The organism is Mycobacterium sp. SMC-2 (genome assembly GCF_025263485.1).
GTDB lineage: Bacteria > Actinomycetota > Actinomycetes > Mycobacteriales > Mycobacteriaceae > Mycobacterium.
This window is the reverse complement of sequence record NZ_CP079863.1, coordinates 3,829,457-3,848,881: the sequence shown is the minus strand read 5'-3', so window position 1 is coordinate 3,848,881 and position 19,425 is coordinate 3,829,457. Positions and strand designations below refer to the sequence as shown.

The 19,425-nt window shown below is 65.7% G+C and carries 20 protein-coding genes; 9 read left to right on the top strand and 11 right to left on the bottom strand.

Translation table 11 applies throughout. From position 1 onward, the window contains the following. Positions 1 to 15: 15 nt before the first annotated feature. From KXD96_RS18020 to KXD96_RS17990, 7 genes are all read right to left on the bottom strand, one after another. Entirely contained in the window at positions 16 to 1,068 is a 1,053-nt protein-coding gene (locus KXD96_RS18020; RefSeq protein ID WP_260738356.1) for a dihydrodipicolinate reductase, read from the bottom strand. Next, positions 1,065 to 1,496, bottom strand: coding sequence for a hypothetical protein (locus KXD96_RS18015; protein ID WP_260738354.1), 432 nt, complete (start codon positions 1,494 to 1,496; stop codon positions 1,065 to 1,067). The genes KXD96_RS18020 and KXD96_RS18015 overlap by 4 nt, the downstream gene beginning before the upstream one ends. Positions 1,497 to 1,517: 21 nt before the next feature. After that, positions 1,518 to 2,216 carry a hypothetical protein gene (locus tag KXD96_RS18010; RefSeq protein ID WP_396876917.1) on the bottom strand — a complete coding sequence of 233 codons (699 nt, stop codon included), beginning with the start codon at positions 2,214 to 2,216 and terminating at the stop codon, positions 1,518 to 1,520. Next, positions 2,213 to 2,341 (bottom strand): hypothetical protein, encoded by a 129-nt coding sequence (locus KXD96_RS18005; protein ID WP_260738352.1) that lies wholly within the window; start codon positions 2,339 to 2,341, stop codon positions 2,213 to 2,215. The genes KXD96_RS18010 and KXD96_RS18005 overlap by 4 nt, the downstream gene beginning before the upstream one ends. 14 nt (positions 2,342 to 2,355) lie before the next feature. Next, positions 2,356 to 3,165, bottom strand: a complete 810-nt coding sequence (locus tag KXD96_RS18000; RefSeq protein ID WP_260738349.1) for a CbbQ/NirQ/NorQ/GpvN family protein — start codon at positions 3,163 to 3,165, stop codon at positions 2,356 to 2,358. Beyond that, complete coding sequence (locus tag KXD96_RS17995) at positions 3,162 to 4,685, bottom strand: nitric oxide reductase activation protein NorD (protein WP_260738346.1); 1,524 nt, start codon at positions 4,683 to 4,685, stop codon at positions 3,162 to 3,164. Before KXD96_RS17995 ends, KXD96_RS18000 begins: the two co-directional genes overlap by 4 nt. Positions 4,686 to 4,945: 260 nt before the next feature. After that, positions 4,946 to 5,593 (bottom strand): hypothetical protein, encoded by a 648-nt coding sequence (locus KXD96_RS17990; protein ID WP_260745435.1) that lies wholly within the window; start codon positions 5,591 to 5,593, stop codon positions 4,946 to 4,948. Between the two features lie 388 nt (positions 5,594 to 5,981). On the opposite strand from KXD96_RS17990, the gene KXD96_RS17985 reads away from it, so the two are divergent. Next, entirely contained in the window at positions 5,982 to 7,109 is a 1,128-nt protein-coding gene (locus KXD96_RS17985) for a dihydrodipicolinate reductase (RefSeq protein WP_260738344.1), read from the top strand. Positions 7,110 to 7,119: 10 nt separating this feature from the next. On the opposite strand, the gene KXD96_RS17980 is transcribed toward KXD96_RS17985, so the two are convergent. After that, the gene (locus KXD96_RS17980) at positions 7,120 to 7,719 is read right to left on the bottom strand and encodes a TetR/AcrR family transcriptional regulator (RefSeq protein WP_260738340.1); all 600 of its coding nucleotides are present in this window, start codon (positions 7,717 to 7,719) and stop codon (positions 7,120 to 7,122) included. 209 nt (positions 7,720 to 7,928) lie between these two features. On the opposite strand from KXD96_RS17980, the gene KXD96_RS17975 reads away from it, so the two are divergent. The 3 genes from KXD96_RS17975 to KXD96_RS17965 all read left to right on the top strand — a co-directional run bounded on the left by KXD96_RS17975 (position 7,929) and on the right by KXD96_RS17965 (position 10,683). Then, a complete protein-coding gene (locus tag KXD96_RS17975; protein ID WP_260738338.1) occupies positions 7,929 to 8,717 on the top strand; it encodes an SDR family NAD(P)-dependent oxidoreductase in 789 nt (262 codons plus the stop codon). Between the two features lie 63 nt (positions 8,718 to 8,780). Next, positions 8,781 to 9,863 carry a dihydrodipicolinate reductase gene (locus KXD96_RS17970; protein ID WP_260738335.1) on the top strand — a complete coding sequence of 361 codons (1,083 nt, stop codon included), beginning with the start codon at positions 8,781 to 8,783 and terminating at the stop codon, positions 9,861 to 9,863. A 67-nt stretch (positions 9,864 to 9,930) separates the two neighbouring features. Then, the gene (locus KXD96_RS17965) at positions 9,931 to 10,683 is read left to right on the top strand and encodes a mycofactocin-coupled SDR family oxidoreductase (RefSeq protein ID WP_260745434.1); all 753 of its coding nucleotides are present in this window, start codon (positions 9,931 to 9,933) and stop codon (positions 10,681 to 10,683) included. A gap of 5 nt (positions 10,684 to 10,688) precedes the next feature. Here the strand turns inward: KXD96_RS17965 and KXD96_RS17960 are convergent, their stop codons facing one another. Next, positions 10,689 to 11,318, bottom strand: coding sequence for a TetR/AcrR family transcriptional regulator (locus KXD96_RS17960; protein WP_260738331.1), 630 nt, complete (start codon positions 11,316 to 11,318; stop codon positions 10,689 to 10,691). Positions 11,319 to 11,410: 92 nt separating this feature from the next. Here KXD96_RS17960 and KXD96_RS17955 point away from each other — a divergent pair, with 92 nt between their 5' ends. After that, positions 11,411 to 12,634 carry a cytochrome P450 gene (locus KXD96_RS17955; protein WP_260738329.1) on the top strand — a complete coding sequence of 408 codons (1,224 nt, stop codon included), beginning with the start codon at positions 11,411 to 11,413 and terminating at the stop codon, positions 12,632 to 12,634. 2 nt (positions 12,635 to 12,636) lie between these two features. Continuing rightward, positions 12,637 to 13,620: an SDR family NAD(P)-dependent oxidoreductase gene (locus tag KXD96_RS17950; protein WP_260745433.1), complete on the top strand. Its 984-nt coding sequence runs from the start codon at positions 12,637 to 12,639 to the stop codon at positions 13,618 to 13,620. Here KXD96_RS17950 and KXD96_RS17945 read toward each other — a convergent pair. Further along, positions 13,610 to 14,278: a hypothetical protein gene (locus KXD96_RS17945; protein WP_260738328.1), complete on the bottom strand. Its 669-nt coding sequence runs from the start codon at positions 14,276 to 14,278 to the stop codon at positions 13,610 to 13,612. The two genes, KXD96_RS17950 and KXD96_RS17945, sit on opposite strands and share 11 nt — an antisense overlap. Positions 14,279 to 14,357: 79 nt before the next feature. Here KXD96_RS17945 and KXD96_RS17940 point away from each other — a divergent pair, with 79 nt between their 5' ends. Genes KXD96_RS17940 through KXD96_RS17930 form a run of 3 tightly spaced genes read left to right on the top strand, consistent with a single transcriptional unit; the run spans position 14,358 to position 18,385 of the window. Then, positions 14,358 to 15,863 carry a carboxylesterase/lipase family protein gene (locus tag KXD96_RS17940; RefSeq protein ID WP_260738325.1) on the top strand — a complete coding sequence of 502 codons (1,506 nt, stop codon included), beginning with the start codon at positions 14,358 to 14,360 and terminating at the stop codon, positions 15,861 to 15,863. Positions 15,864 to 15,881: 18 nt separating this feature from the next. Then, entirely contained in the window at positions 15,882 to 17,894 is a 2,013-nt protein-coding gene (locus tag KXD96_RS17935; protein WP_260738322.1) for an ecdysteroid 22-kinase family protein, read from the top strand. Beyond that, a complete protein-coding gene (locus KXD96_RS17930; protein WP_260738321.1) occupies positions 17,891 to 18,385 on the top strand; it encodes a gluconokinase in 495 nt (164 codons plus the stop codon). The genes KXD96_RS17935 and KXD96_RS17930 overlap by 4 nt, the downstream gene beginning before the upstream one ends. Before the next feature lie 4 nt (positions 18,386 to 18,389). On the opposite strand, the gene KXD96_RS17925 is transcribed toward KXD96_RS17930, so the two are convergent. Continuing rightward, the gene (locus tag KXD96_RS17925) at positions 18,390 to 19,349 is read right to left on the bottom strand and encodes a DoxX family protein (protein ID WP_260738319.1); all 960 of its coding nucleotides are present in this window, start codon (positions 19,347 to 19,349) and stop codon (positions 18,390 to 18,392) included. Positions 19,350 to 19,425 lie beyond the last annotated feature (76 nt).

The following is a 19,425-nucleotide window of genomic DNA, read 5'->3' as shown; positions in this document are numbered from 1 at the left end:
TACACGCACGTCCTCTCAGCTACCTGCCAGCACTCCCCGCGGAAGGAGCAGCGGCAGGCCGTTGTAGGTGGCGATGCCGGGCGGAGCGGCGACTACGGCAGGTATCGCGTTGATCGCCGGCATGGCGGTGATGGTGAGACCCAACATGATGTAGTCATCCAATGTCTCGCCCTGAAAGTCTGGCGGCGGAAGGAAGCTCAACGTCGTCTTGATTGTCGGTTGGCCTTGCACCTCAATGGTGTAGCCCATGTCCAGCGGCCAATCCGGATCCAGCGTTTGACCCTTGCGCCACCGGCCGCGGATCTCGATGATTTCGCGACCGCCGAAAATGCCTTTCCAGCGGACGTCTACGCCGGCGACACATCCTCTTGCGATCGTCCAGTCGCCGGGGAGCTGAAGATCCTCGGTGGTCTGGGCATACTCGACCTCGCAACGCACTTCGTCGAGCTCCACACCGAGAGCGTCGGCGATCAGCAACACAGCGTCCCGGAAGACGCCGGACCCCTTCTCGGTGATGGCCGGCAGGTCCGCCTGGTCGATGGGATAGCCGAAGCCCATCGGTATTTCGGTCGCGGGGGAGTTGTAGATGGTGGTGTCAGCGGATTCCAGCATGGACACCTTGTCCACTCGGTCCGAGAGGCCGGCCGACACGATGGCGAACAGTTGGATGAAACCGGGGTTGATGCCGCTGCCGAAAATGGTCGACCCGCCATGCTTACAGGCCTCGGCGATGCGATCGCGTCCCGCGCCGAGGAAGTGGCCGGTGACGAACCCTGCCGTACCCACCACGTTGATACCCGCTTCGAGGATGCTGACGAGCTCATCGACGTCGGCGAACATCGGGTTGTAGACCACGCAGTCCGGCTTGAGCGCGAGCAGCGCGTCAATGTCGTTGGTGGCCTTCACATCGAGCGGTTCGATCCCGCACAGCTCGCCGGCATCGCGGCCGACCTTCTCTGGCGACCAGGCGTAACACCCGACGAGCTCCAGTGTGGGGTTCGTGGCTATCGCACGCACCGAACTCTTGCCGACGTTACCTGTCGTCCACTGAACGACCCGATAGGTCACGGGTGCGGCGCCGCGTGCTGTTGGGCCGCCTGGCGGGCGAGCCGTTCGTTGTGAATCCTCACCAATTCGCGGAACCCGAGCCTGTGGTATTTCGGTATCGGCTGGATGCCCCACACGTCCTGCGCGGTGGCCTTGCCCTCGGCGCCCTCCGGCGGCCCGAAGGGCGGGTACGGATACTTGCACTCCAGGGTGTCGTTGGAGTAGCGAATCTTGAGCAACTCGCTGCAGATCTGCGTGAGGCTCAGCGTCGGGTAGCCGTAGTAGACCGCCATGAACGGCAAAGTGAATGCACCTTCGATGACCAGGGCGACGAGGCATACCAACACCGCCCGTTTGATCCACTTGTGCATTCGCGCGTAATACGGCGTGGTCCCCGGCTCGAGATCAGCGGCGGGTTCTTGCTCTTCGGTGGGTGTTGGTGCGGTCATGGCGTTGCTCCTTAAAACTGTTCAGTCGGAGAAGATTTCGCGGTTAACGGTGTGCAGATAGGGGATGGCGAGGAAGGGGGTGATGTAGAAGATGTCGTAGAGCCACCAGCCGATGACCGGGAACACCACACCGGCGTAGCGGACGTCGGCGAACATGGTCATGTTGAACACGTAGGCCGACCAGATCACCACGCCCATCCAGCAGGTGACGACCATCCACTGATGGCCCCACCGCTTCATCTGCAGGAATCCGATCGCCGCGGCCACCCGCATGGAGAACACCGTGAGGATCAGCCCCGCCACATAAGCCTTTTCGCCCGGTCCCGCTGCACCGCCGATCCAGAGCTCGTTGTAGTGCCAGAAGTAGCCGGCATCAAACATGTTGCCCCACCCAACCATCAGCACCCGGTTGATCAAGGTGTGGTTGGCGACCAGGTCCAGTGCCCAGCCGAGACTGTTGAGCATTCCGTCGATCAGGACCAGGTAACCGATCAGGGTCACGATCATGGGCCGGACCGACAAGCCGGCCCGCAGCGCCTGGCGCTGCAGCCACACTCCACGCATGAAGATGGGAAACCCGATGAGGCCCGGAGCCCACATGCCCATCAGGGCGGCGCCGACGATCATCCATTTATCGGCCCGGCGCTGCGCTTGGCGCGATTCGTCGTGGTGATCCTCGAAGCCGGACGGGCTTGCTGTCTGCGCGGCAACAGGATTCACAGATCCCACCACCCTCGGGCGAACGACATGTACAGCTGGATGCCGAACATCACCAGTAAGTAGCCGTAGATGAATAGCTGGAAGACGATGAGCGCCCTCTTGCGCTTCTTTTCCTGCTGGTCCATGCCGGACTCCTTTCCTATTGCCGCGTGCTCGTGGTGTCGGTAGTGGCCAGGCTGGCCGCTGCGACTTCTCGTAGGCCGTCGGTGACCGCGCCGTCCGTGCTCAGTGGCGCGAGGATGCAAGCCTCGGCCGCATCCAATTCGCTTGCGCCGGCGGCGATCAGGTGCGCGGCTGTGACCAACACCCTGGTCGACGGCGGCTCGAAGTGAAAGGCTTCGTCGGCGGTGCGGATGGCAACCGCGCATCCGACCAGACGGCGTGCCGTCGCGACGGGAATTCCGGCTTCGGCGACGATCACTTCGGCCTCGCGCTCCGGTGGCAGATACCGCATCGCGAGGGTGACGAACCGCTGGCGGAATGACGGCTTGAGCTCCTTGAGCGAGCTGCGATAGGCCGGGTTGTACGAACACACCAGCATGAACTCCTCCGACGCCGACACGGCTTCGCCGGCCCGGTCGAGGTACAGCGATCGGCGGTGATCGGTGAGCGAATGCAGGATGGCCAACGAGTCGTGGCGGGCTTCGACGACCTCGTCGAGGTAGCAGATCGCACCCGCTTTGACCGCCCGGGTCAGCGGGCCGTCGGTCCAGACGACATCGCCGCCAGTCACCATGAAGCGGCCGATGAGATCCGAGCTGGTGAGGTCGTCGTGGCAACTGATCGTGACGACTGGTCGTTGCAGCACCAGGCCCATGTGCTCGACGAGACGTGTCTTGCCGCATCCGGTCGGGCCGGTGAGCATCACGGGCAGCTGCTGGCGGAAGGCCTGCTCGAACAGCTGGACTTCATTGCCGTGTGCGAAATAAGTGTCGGTGGCAGCACTCATGCGGCAACCAGTTCACGATGCACGTGGGCCAACACCCGCGGCAGCTCCTCTACGCGTCGGATCCGTTGAGACCGTCGGGTCCCGAACACCTCCGGGAGGGGGTCGACACGGGTTGGCCCCACGCCGACGTAGTACATCGACACCCCGGCATCGGCCGCCTCCTGGACGGCGTGAGCGGCATCCGCCCACGCGTAACGGCCTTCATAACCTTCGTCGGAGATCAGACCATCGCCGATGACGATCAGCAGCCGCCGTTCGGAGGGCTGGCCGAGGAGCCGGTTTGTCAAATGGCGTAGCGGCGCACCGAGCCTGGTGTATCCGCGGGTGGACAGGCCAAGCCCGCTCGGAGCCACCAATCGGCGGTCCGCGAAGTCCTTCAGGCAGTGGACTTCGACTCGATGGCGGGTGTTTCCGGTGAACACGAAGACGCCGTGTCGCTCGTGCGCAAGCGTCATGGCGCGCGACAGCGCGTCGGCGCAAGTCAATTCCAGTTGGAAGATTCGGCCGCCGTGCACCCCCAGCGACGAACTGCCGTCGAGCAGCACAGCCGTGGTGACGTCGCGGCTGCTGGGCAGCAACTCGCGGAATATCTTCGGCTCCCTGGCCTCGCCGGTGGCCAGGTCGATGTAGTGGTTGACGTATTGGTCGACATCAAGGTCGGAGCCGTCTTCGAGGCGGTTTGTCATCGCGCGATGGGTGTGTTCCTCGAAGTATTTGCGTACGTCGACGGCCACCGGCACTGGACGGCGGATGCGCCGGGCGTCCGCACGCTCGACAACGGCGACGTGGTCGTGCATGAATCGCTGTGTCCACATGTTCCATTCGGGATAGGGAATCCCGGGCCGGTGTTCCGGCGTGACGTCGAGATCGTTGTCCTGCGGTCGGTTCGGCGGCGGGAGGTTAGGGTTGCGGACGCCGCCGTCGCCGCCGACCGGGACGGAGTACGGCCGCGGAAGGCGCCTTTGCGTTGTCGTCCACGGCATCCTGCCGAAGCTGCGCCGTAATTTGTCGGTCAGTCCATGGGGTGCTGTGTAGGCCAGGGGCAGGGTGCCCAGCAGTGTATGAACCGTCAATGCCCGACCCGTGGCGGCCAACGCGATTGCGCGGTTGAGCATTTCCACGGCGGTCATGTCACCGGCTTCGGTGTCGAGGTCCGGTAGCAGGCGTCGAACCTCGGGGACCAGGCCCGGCCACCGCGATGCCATCCAGCCGAGGGCGACGCCGCCTTCGACAAGCGTGAGCGCGCGCAGTTCCCGAGCGGACAACTCGTTCAGCCGATATTCGGTGATGCGTTCTTTAGACGGTGAACATTGCAGCGCCACACCGCATGTCAGGCTTCGGCGCGTCCAGCCGGACATCGGTGGGTAGGGGACATGGACGTACGTGAGCTTCCCGTTCAATCCGAATGCGCGCCGATCACCGGTGACCAGCCGGACGCCCTCGCGACGTTGCTCACTGAGGGCGACGGCGGTCACGGAGCAGCTCCGTTCCAGCGCCATCGCGTGCGAATCTTCAGCCATTGCCCGAACCCCGCGCGTCCCGGCGGCCCGGAGCACCGTTCAGAACGTGCCGATATTCGAGAACAGCCAATACCAGAACCAGATGATCAGTCCGGTGCCGCCCCAAGCGGCGACATAGCGAAGGATCTCCCACACATAGCCCACGATTCGACCTCCTTGGTGACGTAGTCAAGCGATGCGTACTGGTGTCTTGGAAACGCCATGGCGGCAACGAAATTGCCCGGCGATCGGCTTGTCGACTGGATTCGTGGCCGCGCATTTCAGTCGGAGAAGAGTTCGCGGTTGACGGTGTGCAGATAGGGGATGGCGAGGAAGGGGGTGATGTAGAAGATGTCGTAGAGCCACCAGCCGACGACCGGCAGCACGACGCCGGCGAAGCGTACGTCGGCGAACATGGTCATGTTGAAGACGTAGGTAACCCAGATCACCACGCCCATCCAGCATGTGACGACCATCCACTGATGGCCCCAGCGTTTCATCTGCAGGAAGCCGATGGCGGCGGCGATGCGCATCGTGAAGACGGTCAGGATGAGACCGACTTCCATGGCCTTTTCGCCGGGGCCCGCGGCGCCGCCGACCCACAATTCGTTGTAGTGCCAGAAATAGCCGGCGTCGAACATGTTGCCCCAGCCGTTGAGCAGCACGCGGGCCAGCAGCGTGTGGCTTGCCACCAGGTCGAGCGCCCATCCGACGGTGTTGATGGCGGCATCGATGATGACGAGATAGCCGAGCAACGTAACCAAGGTCGGCCGCACGGAGAGGCCGTCTCGCTGAGCTCGGCGCAGCAACCGAACTCCCCAGAGAAACAGCGGCAACCCAAAGACGCCCAGGGCCGCGGTGCCGATCAGGAGACTGCCGGAGATAAGCCACTTGTCGGCCTGCCGCTGCACGAATTTGGACCGTTCCATGTGTTCGTCGATGGTCAGCACCGGTGGGGCGGCCCCGGTTGCGCGGGCGGCTGTGCCAACGCCGGCATCTCGCTGGCCCAGCTTCGGCAGATTCACGAGCCCTCCCCGTCATCGACGTTGATTGGATCGGCTCGTGGCACTATAACAGGCTGACTGTAGTCAGCAGAAGTATGAACACAGCCGCGCCCATACCGACAGGAACACGCTATGTCCTCGGCATTTTGCGTTATACGATCCTGACTAACGCATGATCTCGCGCGGGACGGCGACCGCCAGATCCAGTCATCCGCGCTGATTACTGACACAAGTCAGATGGATTGGCGTTGACACGCCGTTCAGCCGACGCCTACGCTCAGCGAGCGCCCCGCCGTCAGGCAAAGGAGTAGCGATGACGCTCACCCAAGAGATGACAGCGTCTGGAAAGTCGCCGGCCGAGCGGAAATATCGCGTTATCCAATGGGGCGTCGGCAATGTCGGAACGGTGGCGCTCCGCCATTTCGCCCATAACCCGGCCTACGAACTGGTCGGGGTGCTCTGCAATCGTCCCGAGAAGGTCGGCAAAGACGCGGGCGAACTCTGCGGCAAGCCACCGACCGGGGTGCTGGCCACCGACGACAAAGCGGCCATCGAGGCCCTCGATGCCGACTGCGTGTTCTACGCGCCGCTATGGTCTGACCCTGATGAAGTCTGCCGCCTGCTGCGCGGCGGGAAGAACGTGGTCGCGTCGGGCGGTGCGTGGTGGTATCGAACCGAGCACAGTCAGGCGGACATCGACAAGATCCACGCCGCGTGCTTAGAAGGGGGCACGTCGTTCCATGCAGGCGGTATCAACCCCGGTTTTGCGGGCGATCTCCTGGTCTTGACGCTGGCCAGGATCGTCAGCCAGATCGACACCATTCACATCTACGAGGTCGTGAACTTCGGCAGGGACACCCTGAAGTACTTGTTCGAGATGGGGATGGGGAGCGATCCCGCCGGCTTCGAGGACGGTCCGAATCTGTTGGGGCAAGCCTGGCCGCTCTTCGCTCAGTCGATGGCGATGGTGGTCGAGCATATGGGCAAATCCGTCGACAAGTACACGACAGAAGTGGAGCTGGGGGTCGCCACGCGGGACATTCCCTTCGAAGGCGGAGAAACCAGCGACATGCCGGGCTTCAAGGGCGTGATCAAAGCGGGCACCGTCGCCCGCCAGCATCACAAATGGACGGCGTGGGTGCAGGGCCGGCCGCTCATCGTTTTTCACGAGATATACACGATGGACACCTACGACGCCATTGAGCCACAGGAGGATTGGCCTCAGCATTACCACTATCGCATCGTGATTGAGGGTGACTCATCCACTGAGCTGATCCTTCAGGGGGCACAGGACCCGGACGGCGGCTATGCGTTACCCGGCTACACCTGGACCGCGATGGGCCCCGCGAACGCGATTCCCGCCGTCTGTGACGCCCCACCGGGCTTCATGTCCCACAACGAACTTGGACTCATTCCACTGCGCGGCGTGATACGCCCGTGACGGGCTCACATCAGCGCCGCATACTCCGCAACGTCCTCGCGACGTAGTCCTCCAACAGCGCGCGGCCCGTCGGCCAGTGATTGGTCGTGATCAGCAGCGAGTAGAGGCCGAGCAAGAAGAACACCGCGCTGTTCATGGGACTGACGTCGGGATCAATTTCGCCGCGTTCCTGAGCCTGCGCGATCTCCTGGGCAACCAGGACGATCAGCGGGTGATCCCTGCCGTCTTCGGTGGGGGGACGAGTTTGAGAGAAGTGCAGCGCGAGAAAGTCATTGAAGAGCTGATCGCCCAGCCGGCGTTCCAATCCGACCACCAAGCGGACCGCCTCGTTCAAAGCGGAAGCAAGATCGTGCTTGGACTTCAGGAACTGCGCGAATTGCTTGGCTATGCGGTCCTCTTCGCGGCGCTCGAGCTCCAGCAGCACGTGCTCTTTGGTCGGGAAGTGGAAGAAGAAGGTCCCGTGCGCGACGCCCGCAGCGGCCACGATGGCACTGACGTCGGCCTCGGCCATCCCGGCGCGGGCGAACTCCGCGATCGCGGCGCCCATCAATCGCTCCCTCGTCTGCAGGCGCTTCGCTTCGCGTGCCGACAGCCGGTCTGTCACAGCCATTTTTTCCTCACATGTTGACCCGACTCATGCATGAGTCTCACGGCTAACTCGACCAGTATGCCGTGTTCCCGCCAGAAAGGCTTGTACAACTTAGTGATTGTTGGATCACATCTGTCGTTAGAAATCCCAACGTGGCAAATTCGTTGACTTTAGTCAGCAATATTCATAGATTGAACGGCGCATGACCACGCACGATCGAAGGGCCCGGCATGGCGTTGGAGCAGTTCCGGCTGGATGGACAGGTCGCGATCGTCACAGGCGCCGGGAAGGGCGTCGGGGCGGGCATCGCCCGGGTACTGGCGGAGGCCGGCGCCACCATTGTCGGGACCGCGCGCACCGAGGCGGATATCGTTGGCACCATTGACGGTATCGAGGCCGCGGGCGGCAAGGGGCTGGCGCTGGTCGCCGACGCCATGAGCCGTCCGGACGGGGTGCGGGTCGTGAACACGGCCATGGAGCGCTTCGGCCGCATCGACATTCTCGTCAACAACGTCGGCGGGTCGACCTATGCACGGTTTTTGGATATCACCGACGAAGATTTCCGGCACACGTTCGACTGGTGTGTGACCTCGGCCTTCATCATGAGTCAGCTCGTGGCACCGCACATGCTCGGTGCGGGGCACGGTTCGATCATCAACATCTCCTCGGGCTCGGCGCGTTTCGGCATCCGCGCGCTGACCGCGTACTGCGTCGCGAAAGGGGGTCTCGAGGCGCTCACTCGCGCCATGGCGCAGGAACTGGCCCCGAAGATTCGCGTCAACGCCATCGCCCTGGGTTCATTCGCCACCGACGGTCTCAAGGGCAGCTTGGATCTGATGCCCGGGTCGCTGGAGAAGATGCTGCAGGCCACCCCACTGCACCGGCTGGGCGACGTCGAGGACCTCGGGCGGCTCGCGGTGTACCTCTGCACGCGCGATTGTTATGCGACCAACGCGACCTTTCACATCGACGGCGGCATCGACTCGAACAATTCACCTTTGCCGATACCCGATTACTGACCCTGCGCTGCGCTCGTACGCGCCATGATGGGTCGTCACCACCGATAGAGGACGAGGGCAACCGTGCGCAGAGTCATTCAATTCTCCACCGGGAACGTGGGCCGGCATTCGTTGCGGGCGATCATCGGCAGGCCGGACCTAGAACTGGTCGGCGTGCATGCCGCCAGCGCCGAGAAGATCGGCCAGGATGCCGCGCAGCTGTGTGGACTGGACACGCCGACCGGCATCGTCGCCACCGACGACATCGACGCGCTGGTGGCCCTGGGCGCCGACTGCGTGGTTTACACGTCTCAGGGCGAAACCCGGCCGATGGAAGCCATCGAACAGATGGCCAAGTTCCTTGCGGCGGGCACCAACGTCGTCGGCACGTCGATGGTGTGGCTGGTCACGCCTCGCCATGCCGACGATTGGTTGCGCGAACCCTTGGAGCGTGCCTGCGCGGCCGGCAACACTTCGCTCTACGTCAACGGCATCGACCCGGGTTTCTCCGGCGATACGCTGGTCCACGCGGCGGCCAGCCTGACCACCCGCGTGGACTCGATCACCGTGCAGGAGATTTTCGACTACGGAAACTACGATGATGCCGAATTCACGGGTGCGGCAATGGGTTTCGGGTCAACACCGGACGACGACTCGCCGATGATGTTCCTGCCCGGGGTGATCGTGGCGATGTGGGGCGGTCAAGTCCGCAGCCTGGCGGATAATCTCGACATCAAGCTCGACGACGTGCGTCAGCGCGTCGAACCTTGGTACACGCCGGAACGAATCGAATGCACGATGATGACGGTGGAGTCGGGGCAGATGGCCGCGGTGCGGTTCGCCACCGAGGGCGTGCGCGGCGGGGAGCCGGTGATCACACTCGAGCACGTCACCAGGCTGACCGCTGCCGCAGCACCCGACTGGGAATTCCCGCCCGACGGGCACACCGGCGTACATCGTGTCGTCGTGGAGGGTGAGCCGCGGGTGGAAATCAACACGCACGTTTCCCACCCGGTGCTGGATTCCACTGATGCCGGCTGCATCTCGACGGCGGGCCGCGCGGTCAATGCGATCGACTGGGTGTGCAGCGCCCCCCAAGGGCTGATCGGGGTGGAGGACATCCCGCTGTCCGCGACGATGCGCGGCCTGATGTGGAACGAGCGGTAGCCGGGTGACACCACATCCGGGGCGTGTTGCCGGCAAACGCATTCTGATCACCGGTGCCGCCCGCGGCATGGGGCGCAGCCATGCGCTGCGGCTTGCCGAGGAGGGTGCGGACCTCATCCTGGTCGACATCTGCCAATCCCTGCCCCAGGTCGAATATCCGCTTGCAACAGAGGACGATCTAGCCGAAACAGTCAGACTGGTACGGGATTTCGGCCGCGGCTGCGCGAGCTACATCGTCGATGTTCGCGACGAGGCACAGTTGCGCGCGGTCGTCGATGACGGCGTCAGCGAGCTGGGCGGTCTCGACGGCGCGGTGGCCAATGCCGGTGTGCTCACGGTGGCGCCGTGGGACAAGACGACCGCCGATCAGTGGCGCACGGTGGTCGATGTCAATCTCATCGGAGTGTGGAACACCTGCGCGGCCGCGATACCGCACTTGCTCGACCAGGGAGGCGGCAGCCTGGTCAATGTCAGCTCAGCGGGCGCGATCAAAGGCTTTCCGTTGCAGACGCCCTACACGGCGGCCAAGCACGGCGTGGTGGGCTTGACGCTGGCCTTGGCGAATGAACTGGCGGCACAGAATGTGCGCGTCAATACCGTGTTGCCGACCGGTGTCCCCACGGGGATGGTCCCGCCGTCGTTCGGCCCCCTCCTGGGTGAACAACGGTCCGACCTGATTCCCATCTTCGTCAATGCGATGCCCACGCCGGCGGTGGAACCCGCCGACGTCAGCAACGCGGTGCTGTTCCTGCTATCCGACGAATCCCGATACGTGACGGGGCTGGAGTTCAAAGTCGACGCCGGCGTGACCATCAACTGAACCGCTTACAGCGGCCAGCTATTCGGCCCGACCGCGTAACGCAGCGGCGCAGCCGGAGGCAACGGCTGCCGTTCGTTGACCGATATCGCGTCCACCACCAGGGAGACGTAACGTCGCCAGCCGTCGCTACCCGCATCCATGGTCGAAAGCACGCTGAAGAGCATCGCGACCAGGCGAGGCAGGTCGTCGGTGACCAGATCGGCGCGGATGCTGCCGACCCGCTGCCCCTCGCGGACAAGCTCCCCGAGCGCCTCGTTGAGCGAAACCGAGATGTCAGAAGACAGTGACCCGGCCCGGCGCGCGGCCGTCAGCAGGTTGTGTTCGCGAGCCCCCAACGAGATCGCCGCTTCGATCAGTTCGGTGAGACCGCGTAGCGGCTCATCGGCGCGGCGGGCGTTGTCGATTACCGGCGTGAGGTCCTCGGCGATGCTCTGGTCCAGGGCGGCGCGAACCAGGCCGGCCTTCGTCGGAAACCTGCGGTAGAGGGTTCGCTCACCGACACCAGCGCGCCGTGCGACCGCCTCCACCGGTGCATCGGGCCCCAGCTCCCCATAGACATCCCGCGCCGCGCGCAGGATGCGCTCGACGTTGCGCGCCGCGTCCGCCCGCAACGGCCGGTCCTCCACCGCGGTCATCCCGACAGCCTAACTGACGGTTGACTGCCAACTAGCCCGGCTTTACGCTCTACAACTGGCAGGCATCTGACACTTAACGAGAAACACGGGTTATGTCAATATCTTTCGAAGCTTCCGAATCCTGCTCCGACGCGGAGCTTCCTGTGCTGCCTCTCCCGCGGCCGTCGCACTGCCCGCTCGCGGCCCCGCCCGAGTTCGCGGCGTGGCGGGCACAGCCCGGGCTGCGACGGGCGATGTTCGGCGGCAACCCGGTGTGGGTGGTCAGCCGCTACCAGGACATCAGGGCGGCGCTGGTCGATCCGCGCTTGTCCGCGAAGACCATTCCGGACTCGATCTTGCCGACGGACGCCGACAACAAGGTCGCGGTGATGTTCGCGCGCGCCGACGATCCCGAGCATCACCGATTGCGGCGCATGATGACGAGCAACTTCACCTTCCGCCGTTGCGAATCGATGCGCCCGCACATTCAGGAAACGGTCGACCACTATCTCGGCCAGATGATCGCCAACGGCGCGCCCGCCGATCTGGTGCGTGAATTCGCTTTGCCGGTGCCGTCGATGGTGATCGCACTGCTGCTGGGGGTGCCGCCCGAAGACCTCGAACTCTTCCAGCACAACACCACTAAGGGGCTTGACCAGAAATCCACCGACGAGGAAAGGGGCCGGGCTTTCGGGGCCATGTACGCCTACATCGAGGAGTTGGTGGAACGCAAAGCGCGCGAACCCGGCGACGACTTGATCAGCCGCCTGCTCACCGAATACGTGGCGACGGGCCAACTCGACCGCACCACCACGGCCATTAACGCCGTGATCATGATGCAGGCCGGCCACGAAACCACCGCCAACATGATCTCACTGGGAACGGTTGCGCTGCTGCAACATCCCGACGTGTTCGAGCGGCTCGGACAGACCGACGACCCAGCGGTCGTCGCGAACATCGTCGAAGAGCTGATGCGCTACCTCACCATCGTGCACAGCCAGGTGGACCGGGTGGCCACAGAAGACCTCGTGATCGGTGGTCAGCTGATCGGAGCCGGAGAGTTCGTCATGATGAATCTGCTCGCCGGGAACTGGGACGCCGACTTCGTCGACAATCCCGACGCACTCGACGTTGACCGAAACACGCGCGGTCACTTGGGATTCGGCTACGGTGTGCACCAATGCATCGGGGCAAACCTTGCCCGTGTCGAGATGCAGGTGGCGTTCGCCACGCTGGCGCACCGCCTACCGGCCCTGAAACTCGCGGTACCGCCAAACGAACTGAGGTTCAAAGACGCCAACATCTACGGCATGAAAGAACTTCCGGTCAGCTGGTGACCATGTCGACCAACGCGCTGCGATTCGACGGACAGGTCGCCGTGATCACCGGCGCCGCCGGTGGGTTGGGTAGGCAATACGCACTGCTTCTCGCCTCACGCGGCGCGCGTGTCGTGGTCAACGACACGGGCGGGTCGGTGACCGGGGAGGGCTCCAGCGGCGCGGCCGACGCCGCCGCCGGGGAGATCCGCGAACAGGGCGGTGACGCCGTCGCCGACAGCCACAGCGTGACGAATCCCGAAGGCGCGGAAGCGATTGTCGACACCGCCTTGCGCACCTGGGGGCGCGTGGACATCCTGATCAACAACGCGGGCATCGTCGGAGACGCGGCGTTCGAAGACATGACCGCCGATCGGCTCGAACCGCTGGTGGACGTGCACCTGAAGGGCGCGTTCTATGTGACCCGCCCCGCGTGGCGGGTCATGCGGGAGCAGCGGTACGGCCGGGTGCTCAACACCACCTCGGCCGCCGGAATCCTTGGCGCCGAACGGATGAGCAACTACGGCGCCGCGAAAACCGGGTTGCTCGGCCTCACCCGGGTGCTGGCCGCCGAGGGGGCCGAGCACGGCATCAAGGTCAATGCCATTGCGCCGATCGCCTACACGCGGATGCTGACCCACTCGCTCGACGGCGCGACCGGCCGGCCCGCCGTGGAAAATGACGTGGCGGCACAGGCGGTATTGGATGACCTTGTCGGCCAATACCTTCAGAAGCTGGACCCGGCGCTCGTCGCGCCGGTGGCCGCCTTCCTGACGCACCGGGATTGCCCGGTCTCCGGCGAGATCTACACGGTGGGCGCCGGATATGTCGCGCGCTTCTTCATCGGCAGGACAAAGGGTTTCTACGACCCGACGCTGTCGATCGAGGATGTGCGTGACCATCTCGACGAGATTCGCGACGAAGCCGGCTACACGACTCCGGGCGGGCCCGCCGACGAGATGGCCGAGTTGTTCGCGACCATCGCCGGCCAGGGGGTCAGCAGGTGAACGCGGTGCCGACGCCATCCGGCGCCGGGCCCGGCCGTAGGCAGCCGAACGGCTCGATGCCCGCGGGGCTCAACCGTGCGGCCGACTGGTGGGCGTAGTTCAGGCAATACAGCCCGGATTGATCGGCGCGGCAACGATAGTCGCCGAATGACAGCGAATCACCGTTCGCCAGTTCCGAACCGTTGCCATTGAGGAAGGGACCGGGATCGGCGCGCGACGCACCCACCTGCAGGTTCACGCCGTCGAAGGTCACCCAACCGCCCTGCCAGTCGCCGTAGGACGTCGGGGGCGCGGGCGGCGGATTGGTCAGGCTCACCAGGCACACCAGGGCGGCACCGGTGTGCTTGGGATCGGTCAGGCAGGATACTTTGCCCGCCACCGCCGTGAGGGCGATGTCAGCGCCGAGTGGCGTCGTCGCGCCGTCGCGCATCGCGCTGTGATAGTGACCCGGGTCGGCGGGGTGGCCCGATTCGATCCACGCGATGACGTCCGAGATCGGGGCCTTGGCTGCCGGCGCGGCCGACGGAGCCGGCGGTTTGTTTCCCGATGGAGTGCTGGGCACGCTCGTCGAAGTCTGAGTTTGCTGCGACTGGCCGCCGACGGTGTGCGAGCATCCGGCGACCAGTAACGACGCTGCAAGCAGTGCGGCAATCCGCATCCAGTCAGGCTAACCGCCATGCGCGCGAAATAACGCGCTGCGCGCGCGTTACGCCCGCAATGTCGGCTACCGTCGGGTCATGCATCAGCGCACCGTCCGCGCACGCACGACCATCGGCACTGTGGAGGGCTTCACCCGGGACGGCGTCAACCGCTGGCGATCCATCCCGTACGCCCGGCCACCGGTCGGATCGCTGCGGCTGCGGGCGCCCCGCCCGGCGCAACCGTGGTCGGGTGTGCGGCACTGCCACGGCTTCGCCAACTGCGCACCCCAGCAGCGTCGCTACACGATGCTGGGTCTTGGCCGGTACCAGCCGATGGGGGAGGACTGCCTCACCCTGAACGTCGTCACTCCCGAGGCCCCCGCCGAAGAGCCGCTGCCCGTCATGGTCTTCATTCACGGCGGTGGCTACATCCTGGGCAGCTCGGCCACGCCGCTGTACGACGGCGCCGCGCTGGCGCGTCGCGGTTGCGTGTACGTGTCGGTGAACTACCGGCTGGGCGCGTTGGGATGCCTGGACCTGTCGTCGCTGTCGGCGCCCGATATCACCATCGACAGCAATTTGTTCCTGCGCGACCTCGTGATGGCCTTGCGGTGGGTGAAAGACAACATCTCGGCGTTCGGCGGCGACCCGGACAACGTCACCATCTTCGGCGAAAGCGCCGGCGCGCACATCACCGCCACCCTGTTGGCCGTGCCCGCCGCGGACGGGTTGTTCGCCCGGGCCATCTCGGAAAGCCCGGCCTCCGGCATGGTTCGGTCGCGAGAAACCGCCGCGGAATTCGCGACGCGCTTCGCCGAGCTGCTGGGCGCGCGCCCGCAGGACGCCGCCGAGGCGCTGATGCACGCCTCGGCGCCGCAACTGGTGGAAGCCCAACACCGGCTGATCGACCAGGGCATGGAGGACAGGCTGGGCGCCTTCCCGATCGGTCCGGTGGCCGGCGACGACGTCGTGCCCATCGATCCCGTCGAGGCGATGCGCGGTGGCCGCGCGCATCGGGTACCCCTCATCGTGGGCACCAACGCCGAAGAGGGCCGCCTGTTCACCCGCTTCCTCAAAATGCTGCCGACCAATCAAGCGATGATCGAGGAGCTGCTGGCCGACACCGAACCGGCCGCGCGTGAACGCATCACCGCGGCCTACCCGGATTACCCCGCGCCGTCGGCATGCATCCAGCTCGGCGGCGACTTCGCCTTCGGTTCTGCGGCCTGGCAGATCGCCGAGGCCCACAGCGCGCACGCGCCCACCTATCTCTACCGCTACGACTACGCGCCCCGCACGCTGCGCTGGTCGGGCCTGGGCGCCACTCATGCCACCGAGTTGCTGGCCGTCTTCGACGTCTATCGCACCCGATTGGGTGCCCTGTTGACGGCCGCCGCCGACCGGCGCGCCGCGCTGCGGGTGAGCAACCAGGTGCAACGGCGGTGGCGGTCCTTCAGCCGCACCGGTGCACCGGGCGAGGACTGGCCCACATACCGCACCGCCGACCGCGCCGTCATGGTCTTCGACCGCAAGAGCCGCGTCGAGTTCGATCCGCATCCGCACCGCCGGATTGCCTGGGATGGCTTCTCCCTTGTCCGGTGACCTGGCACGCTGACCCCCATGCATGCAGACACCGCGCAAGTCATCGAACGACCCGGCGACCTCACCGCCGAATGGCTGGAATCGGCGCTCGGCGCAGGGCCCATCGCCGATTTCTCCGTAGAGCGCATCGGCACCGGGCAGATGAGCGAGTGCTACCGCGTCCGCCTCAGCTACGCCGACGGCCCGGCATCCCTCGACTGGCCCGAGTCGGTGGTCCTCAAGGTAGCGGCCACCGACCCGGTGAGTCGGCAAACGGGCCTGGCGCTGGGCCTCTACGAGCGGGAGGTGCGGTTCTACGGCGACATAGCGCCACGCCTGGGCGGGCCGATCGCGCCCTGCTACCACGCCGCCGTGGATGACTCGACGGGTGCGTTCGATCTACTGCTGGGCGATGCCGGGCCAGCGGTCGTCGGGGACGAAATCGCGGGCGCGACAGCCGAGCAGGCCCACCTCGGTGTGGTCGAGCTGGGGCGGCTGCACGGTCCGCTGCTCGGCGATACCACGCTGGCCGAAGCGCCGTGGCTCAACCGCGAGTCGCCGCTCAACCAGGCGATGATCGCCCCGCTCTACGCCGGCTTCATCGACCGCTACGGCGACCAGATCGCGCCGGAGCACCGCGTGGTGTGCGAACGCCTGGTCGCGTCCTTCGACGGATACCTGGCCCAGGAGGCGGCGGCGGACCGCATCCAGGGCCTGATGCACGGTGACTACCGGTTGGACAACTTGTTGTTCGGCGCAGCCGGGGCGGATCGTCCGTTGACGGTCGTCGACTGGCAGACGGTTTCGTGGGGCCCGGCTTTGACCGACCTCTCCTACTTTCTCGGCTGCGCCCTGCCGACGCAGGATCGTCGGGAGCACTACGACGACTTGCTGCGGGCGTACCACCAGGCGCTGGGGCCGGCGGCGCCCCTCACGCTGGCCGACGTCGCCGAAGGTGTTCGCCGGCAGAGCTTTTTCGGCGTGATGATGGCGATCGTCTCCTCGATGCTGGTGGAGCGCACCGAGCGCGGCGACCGGATGTTCATGACGATGCTGCAACGGCACTGTGATCACGTGCTCGACACGGACGCGCTGGCGGTGCTGCCCGTGGCGCAGACGCCCGAACCCTTGCGGCCGTCGGAGGAGGACGAACTCGCGCACGCTCCGACCGCCGAACCGCTGTGGAGCGAGAGCTGGTATGCCGACTTCGCCGATGTGACACAGGGATTGGGCGGCTGGTTTCGTCTCGGCCTGATCGCGAACGAGCAGACGGCGTGGGTGAACGCGCTGCTGTGCGGCCCCGACATGGCGACCATCGCCGTCGACGCGCGAGTGCCCCTGCCGGCGGACCCCTGGGAATTGCGCACCGACTCCTTCGAACTCGGCCACTGCGCGCCTGCGTCGCTGCAGACCTATCGCGTCGACCTGCGGGCGCGGGCTCAGGCTTACTCCGATCCGTCGGCGCTGTTGCGTGGGGAGCCGGGAACCCCCGTCGAGATGACGATGAACTTGGTGTGGGCCACCGACGGCGTCCCGTACAAGTACCGGTTGACGACACGTTATGAGATCCCGTGCACGGTCTCGGGCACGGTCACGATCGACGACGCCAGCTATCGGCTCGAGTCGGTGCCGGGCCAGCGCGATCACTCCTGGGGCGTGCGCGACTGGTGGAGCATGGACTGGATGTGGAGCGCGCTGCACCTTGACGACGGCACCCACCTGCACGGCGTGGAAATCCGGATTCCCGGCGCACCGACCTTCAGCGTCGGCTACTGTCAGGACGCCGAAGGAACGGTCACTGACCTGCAAACCGTGGAATCGCGAGAGTCCTTCGGCGCCAACGGATTACCGCTAAACGCCACATTGGCCCTCAACCCCGGTGACATCACCGCGGACCTCGAGGTGCGCGGCCAGGCGCCGGTGCGCCCGACCGCCGCCGACGGGCGGGTGAGTCAGTTTCCGCGGGCCTGGGTCACCGTAAAAACGGCGGACGGCCGCGGGGGCGTCGGTTGGGTGGAATGGAACCGTAACTTCGGCGAACGGTCCGGGTGACCGGATCGGCCCCCATCGTGGTGATGGGCGTCTCGGGATCGGGCAAGTCGACCGTGGGGGTGGCGCTCGCGCAACGCCTGCGGGTCCCCTTGGTCGACGCCGACACCCTGCACCCGCCGGCCAACATCGCCAAGATGGCGGCCGGCGAACCACTCGACGACGAGGACCGCTATCCGTGGCTGGACAGGGTCGGCGAGTGGCTGGCCGACCATAGTGACGGTGGCGTGGTGAGTTGTTCGGCGCTCAAACGCAAGTACCGCGACCAGCTGCGCGCGCACTGCCCGCAGGTCGAGTTTCTTCACCTCGCCGGCTCACCGGCGCTCATCGGCTCCCGGCTTGCCGCGCGGACCGGTCACTTCATGCCAGCCGCGCTGCTGCGCTCGCAATTCGACGCGCTGGAGCCCCTTGACGCGGACGAAGCGGGCGCGACCGTCGATGTCGGCGGGGACGCGCACGCGATCGTCGAGGATTACCTACACGACGCCGATTGAGCCGTCAGGAAAGCTTGCGACGGCCGGCCTGGACCTGCTCGCCCAGTCGCTCGCGCGCGGTGTCGGCCAGGTAGCCGCCCCGTGCGCGGGCCGTTTCGGCGAGGTAAGTGCCGCGCGCGCGAGCGGTTTCGGCGAGGTCCTCGCCGCGCTCAAGGGCCGTGCTCGCCAGGTCTTCGCCACGCTTACGTGCCTTCTCGGCCAGCGTCTCGCCGCGTTTACGGGCCCTCTTGGCTAGCGGTGCGGCTCGCTCGGCCGCTTCCTCGGCGAGTTCCTCGCCCCGCTTGCGGGCCTTCTTGGCCAGAGGCTTGCTTCGTTCGGCGGCCGTGCTGGCGAATTCGCGGCCGCGTTCGAGCGCGGCCTCGGCGTACGGCGCGCCCCGTTCGGCGGCCGTGCTGGCCAGTTCGCGGCCACGTTCGGCGCCGACCTGCAGGCCGTGCACGATCTTCTCGCCCAATTCCGAGAAGTCGGTATCGACGTCGTGTGAGCCGGGCAGGGCCGACGACACTCGCTCGGAGAGGCGCTCGGCCGCGCGTCGGCCGCGCCACCCGAGCGACGGCTTGCCCGCCGTGTCGGCGGACGCGATCAACAATCCGCCCACCAGGCTGAGGTCGGTGAGGAACTGCTGGCGTTTCTGAGCTTTCGCCTGCGGGTCGCTTTCGTTCCAGAACGAGTGCGCCCCGAGGTTGGCGGGTACCACGGTGAACGCGAGTGCCGCCGCGGCGACCCGAGGCAGCCTGCCCGTGGCAAGCAGCAGGCCGCCGCCGATCTGAACCGCCGCGTTGATTTGCGCGAACGTCTCGGGGTCGCTCGGAATGTTGCCGCTCACCGAATCCGGCAGCGCCTGCAAACCATCCAAGGCGGGCGCCGCGGCCGCGGCCGCCGACTTGGGGTTGAGCAGGGAATTGACTCCCTGGCCGATGAATGCCACTGACAGCAACGGGCGCGCGATTCTCCGGATCAACATGGCCGGTGGGTTACCCGAAGGGTTGGTGAACAAACCGCCCTGCCCATATGCCCAGCTGAAGCGCCGTGACGGGTGA